This window comes from Natronoglycomyces albus (assembly GCF_016925535.1).
Lineage (GTDB): Bacteria > Actinomycetota > Actinomycetes > Mycobacteriales > Micromonosporaceae > Natronoglycomyces > Natronoglycomyces albus.
The window spans coordinates 3,808,661-3,822,796 of record NZ_CP070496.1; the positions used below are offsets into that span (position 1 = coordinate 3,808,661).

Below are 14,136 nucleotides of genomic sequence, written 5' to 3' on the forward strand. Positions count from 1 at the left end.
AAGCCAGCGGCGGGCCGGGGCAATGGGGCAGAGCGCAGAAGTCAGCACCGGTCAAACCGAGGACCGCTACTACTACCTGCACGGTTCGTGGCAGGGCGACTCGATCGAGATTCGGCGCGCGGACAACCGTGACGCCAAACCGATTGGCCACGCCTACCTGACGCCGCAGGGCCTCTGGTGGATTTAGTGGTACATCTTCGGCCCCGCCGCCGTGCCCCTCGTGGACTTTGCTGCCCCACCGTGGGGTCGCGGCGGCGGGAGCGCACCGCAGGCGGCTGATCAGCCCTACGGTAGCCGCTGCGCGGCCATCTAGCTTTTCTCAGCTGCGGCTTCGCCACTTGACTGATCGAACATTTCCGCCGCGTCGGTGACCACCATCGCGCGGTCGAACCATTCATCGAGCTGGTCGAGGTCAGTACACGACTCGATTCGCTCGCGCTGATCGTCCGTAACAGCCACGGATCGGTTTGTAAGTAGGCGCAGCACCAGGTTTGCTTCACGCTCGGCTTTGCCTTCGGCTTTGATTGTCTCGTACGAATCGCCGACGAGCGCGCGGTGAAAAGGATAAACCTCTGGCATCATGACCATCCTTATCGTCTCCGAATCCGCTTCGTCGAAGCTGGGAAAGATCTCGTTTGCATATTCTATTGCCTCCTCCTGGCTGAGTTCTCGCAGTTCAGCTTCCAGGGTTTCGATGATTTGCGGTCTCCAAGGCGAGTCGTGGTGGATAAGCACCGAGACCACGGTTTCGGCCAACGCGTACGGCCCTTCGCGACGATTCCTTGCCTCGGGCACCTCCTCGGGACCGACGACCTGGGGAAAGAATTCGAGCCCCCACAACCGGTCACAGCCTGCGTTCTTCGCCCATGCGGCGGTGCGCCGATCTGGGCAGAAGACCAGCAGCGCGACATTGCACTTGAGACGTCGCTCCAGGTTGGCCATATAGGCAATCCAGCCGTATGGCTTGTCGACTGCGGGCCGGTTTTGCACCTCGATGATGACGGCGAAAACGATCTCACCTTCGGTGTCTCGGCATATCTGCACGGAATCGCAGTTGAGCTCAACGGGGCGCACGTCTGTCAGTGCTTCCGATGACGGCTCCACTGTGGCGAAGTCGGGCAGGTGTTTGCCAAATGCCATACGCAACAGTGCGCCCGCCACTGCGGGCTTGGTCTGGAACACCCGCAGCGGGGTCTCGTGTTTGAAATTAGGCATGGAACAACGCTACGAAGGGTGGGGCCGAGATCCGTTGCGCCACACTAGTACTAACGGACAGGCAGAAGTCACATAAGTGACAGAAGCTCCGAGTGTGCCCCGCACCTATACGCGCCTCTCTCACCTCAGCTGCGCGACCACTGTATGGGAGGCACGGCAGCGAAATATGTAGATATACGGCATTTTGACACCCGCACGTCTCAGATATTGGGCCGATTCGTTCCGGTTTGCCCTGGTCCATTGACTTTTGACTGTGACCGTGGCTACTCTGCCTATTCATAAGTAAAGTTTATGTACCAAACGGTACGTATGCCTCAGAGAAAGGTGACTCCCATGGTCGCGCGACGCACCCGCGCAGGCTGGACGGTTGCCACAGCGGCCTCCCTAGCCGTCGCCGTGCCGGTAGCCATCGGCAATGGGGCCCTCGCATCCCCTCTCGACACCCCCGATGACTCCTCCCCCAACGACATCTCCCCCACCTCCGAACTCTCCACCAACGACCTCCCGGCCCACGCCATCACCGGCTACTGGCACAACTTCGACAACGGCTCCACCGTGCTGCGGCTGTCCGATGTTCCCTCCGAATACGACATCGTGGCCGTAGCCTTCGCCGACGAAGTGGCCCACCCGCCCGGAGCCGTCGAATTCAACCTCGACAGCGACCTAACCGACCAACTGGGTTACACAGACGACGACTTCAAAGACGACATCGCCGCCCTCCAGGCGAACGGCCAAAAAGTCATCATCTCCGTGGGCGGCGAAGTAGGCAACGTCATCATCGACACCCAGCAAAAGGGCCTCAACTTCGCTGCGAGCATCCTTGACCTCATCGACGAATACGGCTTCGACGGCGTCGACATCGACCTCGAACACGGCATCCACGCCGGACCACTCGAAACCGGGATGCGCGCCATTGCCGACCAAGTCGGCGACAGTCTCATCTACACGATGGCGCCACAAACCATCGACATGCAAAACACCCAATCCCAGTACTTCCAGTTGGCGCTCAACACCCAAGACATCCTGACAATCGTCAACATGCAGTACTACAACTCCGGCACCATGCTCGGCTGCGACAACCAGGTGTACGCACAAGGCTCCGTCGACTTCCTGACGTCGCTAGCCTGCATTCAGCTGGAAGCGGGCCTCGATGCCAGCCAAGTGGGCCTGGGCGTGCCCGCCACACCCAACGCCGCTGGCGGCGGCTACGTTCCCGCCAACGTCGTCACCGACGCCCTGGACTGTCTGGCCAAGGGTGAAAACTGCGGCGCCTTCACCCCCTCCCAGACCTACCCCGACATTCGCGGGGCCATGACCTGGTCGGTCAATTGGGACGCCACCAATGGCTATCAGTTCGCCAACACCGTTGGCTCGCACCTCGATGGGTTCCCCTAGGCCGCCAGATTCCGGCAGCTCACAACAGTCCGGTCACCTGCGGTGTTCGAACCGGTAGCCATTGACGGAGGGTCGGCTACCGATGCGGACACCGAGGAGAACAGGCCCGGGCAGGGGTACGCGCACTCTCACCCCTTCCGCGACGCGGCGGTCTCATAGATCGCCTAGCCACGGGAGAGGAGGAGCGAGAACCAACGGCTATGCCGAACCCCGGGATGGCATCAATTCCCGGGTAGCTCGGGGCGGAAACGTCGATCCGCCTCGGGTGTCCTGATCAACCGTCCACCCCGAGGCCGGGGCGCATCGCGGCAGTTGTGCGCCCCGGCCGCTTTCTATCCGCCACAACCACCCAGGAACTGGTGTTTTAGCTGGTCAGAGTCATGATCGACAAACGATGCGCAGGTGAGGCGGTTATCCGACACCACTCGTGACTTTCGCTGAGACCCCCGCCCCCGGTAAGGTGGTTAGGTATTCATGCAGGGCAAATTACACCTGCACATTTGATCTGTGAGGCCAAGGTGATCGGCATGATGTTGTCGATATTGGTCCCCGTGTACAACGAAGAGTTGAAAGTGGCGGGGACCCTCAAGGAGCTGCTGGCCGTTGACTTCCCTTGCCCCATAGAAGTGGTAGTCGTCGACGACGGCTCCCGCGACTCCACATGGCAGATCCTGCAAACCATTGACGACCCCCGCGTCAACCTGCACCGACATGTTCATAATCGTGGCAAAGGCGCGGCCATCTCCACTGCCGCCAAGGAAGCCGCCGGTGAGTACCTGCTGGTGTTCGACGCCGACGGCGAATATGACGCCGAGGACATCCCCAAACTGTTGCAGCCAGTACTCGAAGGGCGTGCCAAGGTCGTCTACGGATCACGCACCTTCGGTAGCCACAGTTCCTATTCGTTCTGGTACGTCATGGGCAACAAGGGCATCACGCTAGCGGCGAACCTGCTGTTCAACTCGTACTTGTCGGACCTGGAGACGTGTTACAAACTGCTGCCCACCGACCTGTACCGCAGTTTGCGCATCCGCTCGCGAGACTTCGGGATGGAAGCCGAAATCACCGCGAAGCTACTACGACGCGGCATTCGGCCCTTCGAGGTTCCCATCTCTTATAAGGCGCGCACCCGCGACGAAGGTAAGAAGATCACCTGGACCGACGGCGTGCAGGCCATATGGATTCTGGGGCGCGAACGGATGCGCCGAGAGCCCAAGACCACCACGCAAGTGGGCTCGGGCCGGGAATGACCGCGCATCACAGCACGCATGCCTAGCGCCCTGCCAAAGAGCGGGCTCTAGGCCGCCCGAGGCGGCGTACACGCTGCTAAACGAGCTGCCGTACCTGCCGAAGGCTGCTTCTCGTTCTAGCGCACAAAAAACGGCTGCACCACGGTAGCGGTGCAGCCGATCATTTTCTGGGGAAAATCGCGGACCATTCTGCCTTTGGCTTGTGGCCTGGCTAGATTGGTTGCGACCTCATTCGCGCTATTTTTCAGTGCCGGGAAATGTTAATTCACGGTGAAGAGGATGCGAACTCTTCTCAACTGATTCAATAGCTCGAATAAGTATTAAGTTGGCAATGCTGTGGAGAACTCGACTGGTTCTAGTGGCTGTCGAAAAGCTTGCCACCGGTCTCGCGCAGACCAACGCAGTAGTTCGAGAAAGTGTGTTCGAAACTGCGGGCCTCACCGTTCCAGGTGCCCTCGGCGATCAGAGTCGCGGGCCGGACCTCCATCGTGCACATCATGTCGCCATCAGCGGGGATGGCCTCGATGTGACCATTGGCGGCAGTGAGCTGGGCGCAGGAATCCCAGATGATCTGGGGGTCGCCACTACCGGCCGGGCAGGAGACGGAGGTCGACTGGATGGAGCCATCGTTGAACTCAACAAAGAGGTTGAATTCACCAGTGGCATTCGCGGAATCGGTAGACGATGCGGAAGCGGTTGCGCCGAAGGAAACGGCGATCATTGCGGCAGCTGCGGTAGCAGTCGTTACTTTCAGGATCTGTTTGATCATGTATTTAGCTTAACGTCACCTTTTCGACTGACCGCCCTTTCTGGCCCGTGCCATTCACAAGTATCTGTATTTGCGTTCGTCTATTAAAAATGCGAACTATCGCCCACAGCTCGCATCCAGCGCCTTTGTCTCACGTTGCGAGACTTGATCTTGCCGCGTATCAGCCGTAATCTATCGCGTGACACTAGGCACATCACTTGACACTTATCGTGATCATGGCAGGTGAGGGCGTCGGCATGACCTCTCTCACCTCACCAACCCCACTGGCCCCGCATGGGTCTCGACTGGCCCAGCGCTCCCTGTCCACAACCGTCACACCCAGCCGGTAGGTTGAGCCCCATGGCTAAAGCTCCCCGCACCCAGTACGCCTGCACCATCTGCGGCCACCGCGTGCCCAAATGGTTCGGACAATGCCCCGACTGCGGCGAATGGGGTTCGATGGAGGAAACCGCGCCCGAAGTACGCAAGTCCCACCGCGCCGCCGCCTCAGCCAGCGTCGCCCGGCCAGCAACGCCCGCTCAATCCATCGGCGACGTCAGTAGCGAAAAAGCCGCCTTCCTCCCCATCGGCATCGGCGAATTCGACCGCGTCATGGGCGGCGGAGTCGTCCCCGGCGGCGTCACCCTCATCGCCGGAGAACCCGGCGTAGGTAAATCCACCCTGCTGCTCGACGTGGCCCACCGCTTCGCCGCCCGGGGCTTCGGCAAAGCCCTCGTGGCCACCGGCGAAGAATCAGCCTCCCAAGTGCGCCGCCGCGCCGACCGCACCGACTGCCTCCACCCCGACCTCTTCCTAGCCGCAGAAACCGACCTCGCGGCCGTACTCGGGCACCTCGACGACGTCAAACCCGGGCTGTTGATCCTCGACTCAGTCCAAACAGTCACCACCGGCGACAACGACGGCGTCCCCGGCGGCGTCACCCAAGTGCGAGCCGTCGCCAGCGCCGTCATCAGCGTCGCCAAAGCCCGCGGCATCGCCGTGATCTTGGTCGGTCACGTCACCAAAGACGGCAATATCGCCGGGCCGCGCGTGCTGGAACATTTGGTTGACACTGTGGTCAACTTCGAAGGAGACCGCCATTCCATGCTGCGGTTGCTGCGCGGAGTGAAGAATCGATTCGGGCCCGCCGACGAAGTGGGCTGTTTTGAGATGCGTGAAGACGGAATCACCTCCATTGCCGACCCGACCGGGCTGTTTCTGGCCGAACAACCCGAAGAACCCACCCCAGGCACCTGCGTCACCGTGGCCATGGAAGGCCGCCGGGCTCTCCTGGTGGAGGTGCAGGCACTCGCGGGGCGCAGCGTGGCAGACGGAGCGGTGCCGCGCCACACTGTCTCGGGCCTGGAACTGGCCCGTCTCAACATGGTGCTGGCCGTGTTGCAGCGTTACGCCAAAGTCAAAGTGCTGGACAAAGAGATCTACGCGACCACTGTGGGCGGCATGAAGGTCAAAGAACCGGCGGCGGACCTGGCGATCGCTCTAGCGATCACGTCGGTGGAGCAGAATTTGGCGATCAGCTCCGACCTGGTCGCCATTGGTGAGGTGAGCTTGACGGGCGCGATTCGCCGCTGCGCGAACGTCGACCGGCGACTAGCTGAGGCCGCGCGACTGGGGTTTAAGACCATGCTGGTGCCGCCCGGATGCACTGAGGGCACACCAGCCGGTTGTGAGGTTGTCGAAGTGGCCAACGTGGAGGAAGCCAAGCGGGCCGCGTCGCGGGCGTGGGCGCAACGGAACTTAGAAGCTTATGCAAAAGTGCGAGTTCAAGGCCGCAGGAGGCGAAGTTTACGCAGGTAAACGAGCCGACGAGAACGCTGAGAGTGCCTCTTGCATAAGCCGCTTACTTCAACCTGTCGATCACTTGCACGTGGCCCGGGGCGTGTGAGGCCAACTCGGCCAACACTCGTGGCGGTGGGTCTTTGAAGTCGTCCAGTCGTACCGCCAAGTCGAAGCCCGCCACCAGGCCCTCGGTGGCCCGGTTCGCTTCGCGCAGAACCGACCGCGCCATGAAACCGGGCCGATCCGACCCGGCTCGCCCTAGGTAGATGTCGGTCGCGATCAGCAAGTAGTGGTTGCCGCGTCGCGAACCGACCGAGATGGCGGCCAGTTCCTCGACATTGGTCCACGGGATGAGCAACTCGCGGTGGCTATTGGGTCGCACTCGAAGCCCGTAGTGGTTGACCAGTAGTTTCGCTGGGCGCATGAGGGGTATGAGGATGAACACCGAGGCGATAGCCGCCACGAGCAGGAAGTAGCTCTTCACCTGCACTGTGGGGTTTGCCTCACCGGAATCGAGAATCTCAGGCTCCGTGGCGAGAATCCAATGCAGCAGAGAACCCATTGTCGCCACTACGATGAGATAGGCGAGCAAATACGCCAGCCGACGCGCGGGGACCCGCCGCCGGACTGTCGTCCACTCGCTAGCGCGTGCCACGCGCACCTCCCATGGCTTTCGGCCCAGTCGAAGTAGCTTCACCTGGGGCTATGCGGCACACTCTAGAGATCGGGTGCCGCTCTTCGTACACTGGGAGGCCAGCGCACGAAGATGCAACCTGTAGATGCATAGAAAAGAGGACCCCGTGCCCGCGATACGCGACGACGGCTTGCGCGCGACGCTGGCCATGATGGCCCCTGGCACAGCTTTGCGTGACGGCCTGGAAAGAATCCTGCGCGGACGCACGGGTGCCTTGATCATCGTCGGTCACGATGACCTGGTCGAGTCGCTGTGCACTGGCGGTTTTCATCTCAATGTCGAATTCTCCGCTACCCGGCTGCGCGAGCTATGCAAAATGGACGGATCAGTCGTGTTGACGACCGACGGGACCCGCATCGTGCGGGCCGGAGTACACCTGATGCCGGAGCGCTCCATTCCCTCCACCGAATCTGGCACCCGCCACCGCACGGCCGAGCGGGTCGCCAAACAAACCGGCTACCCGGTGATATCGGTCAGCCAGTCCATGAACATTATCGGCCTGTTCTTGGGAAACCGCCACCATGTCTTGGACGCGACGGCCGAAATCCTCTCTCGCGCCAACCAGGCGTTGGCCACGTTGGAGCGCTATAAGCATCGACTCGACGAGATCACCGGTACCCTCTCGGCGCTTGAGGTCGAAGATTTGGTGACGGTGCGCGAGGCGATGATGGTGATCCAGCGGCTCGAGATGGTGCGCCACATCGCCGATGAGGTCGAGGGTTACGTCATCGAGTTGGGGGTCGACGGGCGACTGTTGGCGTTGCAGCTCGATGAGCTCATGGCCGGGGTGGAACGCGACCGGGCCCTTGTGATTCGCGATTACGCGCCCTCGGCGGAGGGCTACCGCAAAATCATGGTGGAGCTGGACCGTTTGTCCTCCACCGAGCTGCTGGACCTGACGGCGGTGGCGGCGGCGCTGGGTTTTGGGACCGGGGCGGACGTGTTGGAACAGCGGGTCAGCCCACGCGGGTTGCGCCTGTTGACCCGGGTGCCCCGCCTACCGGCCTCGATCGTGGACCGCACCGTCGAATACTACGGAACGTTGCAACCGTTGATGGCCGCCTCGGTTGAGGAACTGATGCAGATCGAAGGCGTGGGGCAAACTCGCGCCGAAAGCATCCGCGAAGGGCTCTCCCGCCTAGCTGAAATCTCCATCCTGGAACGCTACGTTTGAAGCAGGCCCGTCAAGATCACACCACTGAGGACCGCGCGCAGGCGAACGTTCCGTTAACGTGGTCTTAGCCGACCGGGGAGGCTGGGGTGGGCACGTTCCGCGAAACATGGAAGCCGATGACGTTCGTGCAGTCGTTGACGCGCACCGCATTGGCCACAGAGCATCAAGGATGCGAATACCTGGTCGCCGCTGACTTTCTCGGCTGGGATAAGTCGTTGGCCCTGTATCGCGACCGGCAGCTAGTCGAGCAACGCGATTTCTCCGGAAAGTTTACATTGGACGATGGTGCTCGTATCAGCGTGAAGCTGTCGCTGTTTGGGGTGAAGCAAGCCAACCTCAAAGTCAACGGCGTGAAGACCGCGCTGAAACCTACCCCGGACACGATCGAATACAAACGACTCCGCTGGAACCAAAAGCACCCGAAGCGAGCGCGTTGGATCGGATTCGCATCGTGGATGACACTCGTGGCGGCGGTGGTCGTGGGCCTGCCACAATTGGCAGAGCAGATCGGCCAGATCGACGCGCTACGCGACTGGGGTTACAGCTTCACCTCGCCGCTGCACCTGCCAGCGGCCCTCAATACGGCCCTGGGAACTGCTGCCATGGTCGCGGCGATTGAACGCGCCACCCGCATGAAATACAGCTGGCTAGACGAGTGGGCTTAAGCGCGCCAGCGGGCCCGACTATCCAGTCAGCGGTAATGCCCCCAGCGGAACAACTGGGGGCATTGCCTCGGAGAGTCCGTTAACTGGCTGGCAGTTCGCCACTTGCCAAGATGTCCTGTGCGCGCTCCAAGGCCTCCTGGGCCTCATCCGCGAAAGCGAACACCGCCACCTCATAGTCCAGCAACATCGCGGTTCGCTCCTGCCAATAGGCCTCGGTCTGCACTTCCTCCAGGTCGTACCTGTCGTGGCATTCGATATCGGCCGTCTTCATATCACGCTGGTAACGCTCGAACTCCTCTATAGCCTCTTGGGGAACATCTCCTCCGCCAAGCATCATGGCCTCACTCATCACCAGCGAGGCGGCGTCACGGGGCTGTTCCAGCTCCGGGTACCCGTGCTCCTCCATGCAATTGGACCAGTCGGCACGGGCGGCAACCACATCATCTTGGGTGTCCCAGGTACCAAAATGCCCGCCCACGGCTTGGGCATAAAGCACCATGTAATCGCGGATCTCTCCCTCGTGGACTATGTCATTGACCTGGCCCGCACAGCCACCACTTGACCATTGAGCGACGCCGCCACCTGCTGGAAACTCGACTTCCTCAGTGTGGCCTGAGCCTCCATATGCGGCTTCCCAGATCTCGTCTCTTTCCTCATCTGACAACAGATCCCAGGGGTTGTGGCTATCGCCGTCTTCCCACCTTCGCTGAACCATTGGGTAGTCTTCCCCGAAGATGGGTTTGGTCCAGACGTAACGCATGACATCACGATCTGTCGTCTCCTCGGACAGGCCCCCGTAGAAATTGTATGCGCCGATGTCGTATCCGAGATCTTCCATGCACATTTGCTCTAGCCGTTCCTTGGCTGCTCGGAGCTCCTCATACGCGATGTTGTTGTCAATGTATTGCGCCATATATTGTTCGACAACGTCTGAGTCTAGGTCCGGGCTCGATTCATCAGTGTCGCTCGCGCACGCTCCCAGCAGCGAAGCTGCGGCGATCATCGGGATTAGTTTGCTACGCATACAACAGCACCATTCAATTTCTACGGTCATAAAGAGGAGTTGGGCACCGCCTTTGCCATGAGCAAAGGACCGCACCTACCGTAACGGCGAGGTCGCCACATAGACCGGGAAGTCCTTACGCTATGGAAGTAGACACACCTGCCTGAGCCCTCTTGGCGACAGTTGGCATCTGGCCTGATCGCGCCCAGGATCAAAAGCCCACGCAGGTGGTGGCCCGGATGCCATCCGCAGGCACTCGCCGGTCAAGATTGTGGGCACACGCGGCAATGGCAAGAGATGCGCGGGGAGCACGGAAGTCCCTGCCCCTACGTTTAGGCCCGTAGAGCTCATCCCCGCATGCGCGGGGAGCACAGCGTGGACGAGCCCTAGCAACTTGGCCGACTGTGTCGATAACAATCGCGCTCCCCGCGCAGGCGGGGGTTTTCTTTGGCTTTGTGGCTCGCTGCTCACTCGGGGCCCACAGGCCACAACCAAGCAGCACTATTTATTGGACGTGGCTTCGCTCCTTCCGGCATGCGGTTCTGGCCGCTGCCTGATTGGTGATGGGGGGCCGGTATGCAGGCCTTCCGCTGCACTAGTGCTGGGCTAGTGGTGCCGTTCCTGCTCAGACGGTGCGCGGTCGTCTCAGCTGGTCGGGCGGCGGTGATAGGAACCGGTTCGCATACGGGCCCTAGTGGGATCGCCACATGTTGCGCCCGGTACGTAGTGGTTCCTTCTGGGCCTGCATAGGCCCGCCGAATTCTGTTGTGGGTTTCTGTTGGGTGTGTCTGTTGTGGTGACCCACTGGTCTGAGAACGGCATTCGTGGAACGTTCCCTAAGTGGTGCTTGCCTAGCCTGGTAGCGGCGAGGTTGTCGCCTGGCCAGGAAGCCCCCTCCCGGGGCGGTTCCAACGATGCGCAATCAAATCTCGGTGAACCCATAGACCACCTGTGGCGGCGATCCTGGGCCCGGTGAATGGTTCGATGTCTACATCCAGTCGGGACGTGCCGTTAGATGAGGGCCATTCTTGACCGACAGCCAGCTTCGCTGTCAGGGCCGCCCCCACCACAGCGGTTGGTGCGAACGCCTCCAGCGGTGGGTTCGCGTTGCTTGCCTGGCAGGCAAGCTGCAATGGTGTTTGTCGATAGTGGAAGTATTTAGTTGGTTGGGTTGCCAGCCGGTGCGGTGATCGGTCGCCCGGCTGGAGCTTGGTTAAGTCAGCGGCGTGGTGTCTCTCATGGAGCCTTCACCGTTGGCTTGGTCTAGTGGCCACGTTTGTGGCTGCGTCACTGCGTGCCCGATAGGTCGGGGTGTGCGGCGGCGTAGGTGGTGAAGTTCTCCGCGAAACGCTTCAACCCATAGGCTGACTCGCCGAAGACCAGGGTTTTAATCCACCAAGCACCCGAGGGCAACAGGTAGGCGCGCACGATCGGGTCACCCTCGCGCGATTCCTCCCGATGCACCGCAACAGAATCGCCCATCCACGAGCCATACAAGTAGTAGTAATACCCATCGGAAAGGAACCGGCCATAGAACTTCCCCGGCTCCAGCCGCGTGCTCAACAAATCAAGCTTGGAAAGCCTGCTCGTGACATTGGCAGGGGCCGGTTGCCCGTTAGCGCTACGTATGGGGTGACCATTGGGTGAGCGCATCGCCGGGATACGCGGAAACGGGCCACTCATGACGCGGCCCCCAGAATCGCCTCAGCCGACTCGGCGATCACGCGGTCGAGCAACGCCTCACGCCACTGCTCAGTACGAGCAGTAAACGGTGACTCCCACGCAATATCAGCGATCCGACCCCGCGCCAGAGCGATCGTGGCCACCGGAATCACCAACGAGACCCCCTGCAAACTCAGCGCCAGAGCCGCCCCCTTATCCGGATGCGGCGACACCATATAGACCCCGGAGTCGAAACCAAACTCCACCACCTGCGCCCCAGTGGTCTTCACTTGCGCGGACGCAGAAGTCGTGGAAAAGGCCGAGGCTCTATCGCTCGACGCGCCGGTAGTCATGACCGACGGCGAACCCGTGGCATCACTGGCCGCGACCTGAGCCGAAGCCGTTGCTCCCGTGGAGTTCGCCTGATCCTCCGAGCCGGGGCTAGTCGCATCGATCCGGTCATGGGTCGCCGCCTGGTCATGCTGCGCAGCACTCGCCCCTGACGCCGCATCACCTAGCGCCTCAGTTGCGTCGGCCGTGGTGTCGCATTGCGCACGGGTCGGCTCACTCGCGAAGCCCAGTTGCGCGCTCGCCGAGCCTGCCGCACCATGTTGTGCACCGGACACGCCAGTCGCACCGGGCGAACCGGTCACTTCGGCCGCATCGGCTAGATCGGGTGTTTGGGTGCTGGTCGAATAGATGGGAGTGCTCATGCCGCACCACCTACAGGCAGGCCCGATACCCGCATCTGCCTGCGCATATGCGGGTCAAAAAGGTGTGAAGATATGGGTGTTGAGTACTCGTTTTTGGGTGCACGGAAGCGTATGGTGGTTCGTAGCATTACGAACTCCGTTTCTTGATGCTGACAGGGCGGTCCGCGGTTCAAGTTTCCAGACTGAGGTCCGAGGACCGCCCGTTTCCATATTCAATTGTCATGTTTAGTTGTGCGCCACAAACCAGTCTGGCTCATGAACGCCTTTGCCCCATGCGATGCCGTGATGCACACGGATCACATCGGATATCTGGGAACTATCCATGACGAAAACACGGAAGTCAACGACCACAAGCGTTTCGGCGCGGCGTGTCGCCCAAAGTTGACTAGTTCCACGCCTGGAATGCGATCCACAACACATAGCGCTGGCGTGTCGTATCCGCTTAGGGAATCGCTGTTCCCCACCTCGGCACCAAGTACTGCTAATCGGACAAATTTGCGCACTTTCGGTACAATTTTCATGACTCAGTGAGAAACCCTCAGTTCCGGAAGGTGTCCCGTGCCCTCACCGTTCCGTACTGCGCCGCGAGCGCAGGCGAAGAAACGTTCTGTCCACGCCTCGGACAGCAGCTCCCCCAGCCATCCAGCCGACTGCTCGCCGTTGCGGCCCGGAGAGGGGATGGCCTGATGTCGGGATTCTCCGTAGACCAGGAGGCTTTGGAAAAGGTCGGCGCGAGTTTGCGCCGCCAGGCCGAGTACTGCCATGAAGCGGTGACCTACCTGGGCCGACACAACTCGTATCAGCACTCCGAAGGCATTATCAACGTCCTGAACAAAGCCAGCGAAGACCTGCACTATCAAGTCGAAGACTGGCTGAAAACCGCCGCCATGTACTGCTTCGAAGAGGCGGCCAACCGGATCGATGGGGCGCTAAGGACCTACCGGCACAGCGACGAGGAAGCCGCCGCCGACATGGATGCGGCCATCGAACTCATCGGTTCAGGTGGGGAGCTGGTCCTCACCCCCGCAACGATTCCCAGCGACTTTCGCGACCGCTACGATGCCACCGACGCGCTGCGCCAGCCTCGCGACTACCGCGACCATCCCGACTACGCCTACAGCCCCGCGAAGCTAGACCACATCAGCTTCGCCTCAGGTGCGCGCGCCGTCGTCCACCACGGCACGTCGATCGCCGCAAGTCTAGGAGCTATGGACGGCCCTTGGGACATCTACGAGTTGTTCGCCAAGCCAATGTGCGGAGACTGGGCACAGATCAAGACCAATGCCGAAGTCATGGAACATCTTGCAGGATTCGTGCGGCAGCTGGCCGAGAACCTACAAGCGTTGCGTGTAGGCACGGCACAGGTATGGACCGGTAACGCCGCATCGCTGTTCGATGAATATCTCTACCGCCTGGAAACCACCCTCGCTCGCTCAGCCGAGACATTCACCAAGGCCAGTGAGGTCTACAACCTGGCAGCCGAAGCGATGGCCAACAAGCGTCAGGAAATGACCTTTCTCTTCGAACAAATCTTCGACTTGGGCCTATCACTTGTGTTCGCGGCCAAAGCTGCCGCAGCTACAGCGATGACGCCCCTGGTTCTGGCCACTGGCGGCGCTCTCCTAGCCATCGTGCGTCGGCTGATAACGACACTGCGAAACGCCGTCACGCTGAAGAACCGGGCCGAACTCGAAGCGATCGAGGACGCCGAAGACCTCACCGACCTCGGGCTCGTCGACACCAGCGGCAACGCCCTGCCCAAGCTACCCACGCCCGATGAGGCTGGCAGCGCAATGACCCACCTGCCCGGATAGGAA

At 61.0% G+C, this 14,136-nt stretch carries 13 protein-coding genes; 7 read left to right on the forward strand and 6 right to left on the reverse strand.

Annotated elements, in window-relative coordinates:
- Window positions 1–22: 22 nt before the first annotated feature.
- Window positions 23–187 carry a hypothetical protein gene (locus JQS30_RS16235; protein WP_213171279.1) on the forward strand — a complete coding sequence of 55 codons (165 nt, stop codon included), beginning with the start codon at window positions 23–25 and terminating at the stop codon, window positions 185–187.
- A 122-nt stretch (window positions 188–309) separates the two neighbouring features.
- Here JQS30_RS16235 and JQS30_RS16240 read toward each other — a convergent pair whose 3' ends face one another.
- Window positions 310–1,215: an RpnC/YadD family protein gene (locus JQS30_RS16240; RefSeq protein ID WP_213171280.1), complete on the reverse strand. Its 906-nt coding sequence runs from the start codon at window positions 1,213–1,215 to the stop codon at window positions 310–312.
- Window positions 1,216–1,548: 333 nt separating this feature from the next.
- Here JQS30_RS16240 and JQS30_RS16245 point away from each other — a divergent pair, with 333 nt between their 5' ends.
- Window positions 1,549–2,610 carry a chitinase gene (locus tag JQS30_RS16245; RefSeq protein WP_213171281.1) on the forward strand — a complete coding sequence of 354 codons (1,062 nt, stop codon included), beginning with the start codon at window positions 1,549–1,551 and terminating at the stop codon, window positions 2,608–2,610.
- Between the two features lie 527 nt (window positions 2,611–3,137).
- Window positions 3,138–3,860, forward strand: a complete 723-nt coding sequence (locus tag JQS30_RS16250) for a glycosyltransferase family 2 protein (RefSeq protein ID WP_213171282.1) — start codon at window positions 3,138–3,140, stop codon at window positions 3,858–3,860.
- Window positions 3,861–4,215: 355 nt separating this feature from the next.
- On the opposite strand, the gene JQS30_RS16255 is transcribed toward JQS30_RS16250, so the two are convergent.
- Window positions 4,216–4,629, reverse strand: coding sequence for an SSI family serine proteinase inhibitor (locus tag JQS30_RS16255; protein WP_213171283.1), 414 nt, complete (start codon window positions 4,627–4,629; stop codon window positions 4,216–4,218).
- 339 nt (window positions 4,630–4,968) lie between these two features.
- Here JQS30_RS16255 and radA point away from each other — a divergent pair, with 339 nt between their 5' ends.
- Window positions 4,969–6,426: a DNA repair protein RadA gene (gene radA / locus JQS30_RS16260; protein ID WP_213171284.1), complete on the forward strand. Its 1,458-nt coding sequence runs from the start codon at window positions 4,969–4,971 to the stop codon at window positions 6,424–6,426.
- Window positions 6,427–6,469: 43 nt separating this feature from the next.
- Here radA and JQS30_RS16265 read toward each other — a convergent pair whose 3' ends face one another.
- Window positions 6,470–7,063 (reverse strand): hypothetical protein, encoded by a 594-nt coding sequence (locus JQS30_RS16265; RefSeq protein ID WP_213171285.1) that lies wholly within the window; start codon window positions 7,061–7,063, stop codon window positions 6,470–6,472.
- A 124-nt stretch (window positions 7,064–7,187) separates the two neighbouring features.
- On the opposite strand from JQS30_RS16265, the gene disA reads away from it, so the two are divergent.
- Together disA and JQS30_RS16275 are read left to right on the forward strand one after the other, a co-directional pair.
- Entirely contained in the window at window positions 7,188–8,276 is a 1,089-nt protein-coding gene (gene disA, locus JQS30_RS16270; RefSeq protein WP_213171286.1) for a DNA integrity scanning diadenylate cyclase DisA, read from the forward strand.
- A gap of 116 nt (window positions 8,277–8,392) precedes the next feature.
- Window positions 8,393–8,941 (forward strand): hypothetical protein, encoded by a 549-nt coding sequence (locus JQS30_RS16275; RefSeq protein ID WP_213171287.1) that lies wholly within the window; start codon window positions 8,393–8,395, stop codon window positions 8,939–8,941.
- 79 nt (window positions 8,942–9,020) lie between these two features.
- On the opposite strand, the gene JQS30_RS16280 is transcribed toward JQS30_RS16275, so the two are convergent.
- The 3 genes from JQS30_RS16280 to JQS30_RS16290 form a co-directional block, all read right to left on the reverse strand.
- Window positions 9,021–9,965 (reverse strand): hypothetical protein, encoded by a 945-nt coding sequence (locus tag JQS30_RS16280; protein ID WP_213171288.1) that lies wholly within the window; start codon window positions 9,963–9,965, stop codon window positions 9,021–9,023.
- A gap of 1,266 nt (window positions 9,966–11,231) precedes the next feature.
- Window positions 11,232–11,627, reverse strand: a complete 396-nt coding sequence (locus tag JQS30_RS16285) for a hypothetical protein (RefSeq protein WP_213171289.1) — start codon at window positions 11,625–11,627, stop codon at window positions 11,232–11,234.
- Entirely contained in the window at window positions 11,624–12,319 is a 696-nt protein-coding gene (locus tag JQS30_RS16290; RefSeq protein WP_213171290.1) for a hypothetical protein, read from the reverse strand. The genes JQS30_RS16285 and JQS30_RS16290 overlap by 4 nt, the downstream gene beginning before the upstream one ends.
- A gap of 686 nt (window positions 12,320–13,005) precedes the next feature.
- Here JQS30_RS16290 and JQS30_RS16295 point away from each other — a divergent pair.
- Entirely contained in the window at window positions 13,006–14,133 is a 1,128-nt protein-coding gene (locus tag JQS30_RS16295) for a WXG100 family type VII secretion target (protein ID WP_213171291.1), read from the forward strand.
- The last annotated feature ends 3 nt before the right edge of the window (window positions 14,134–14,136 follow it).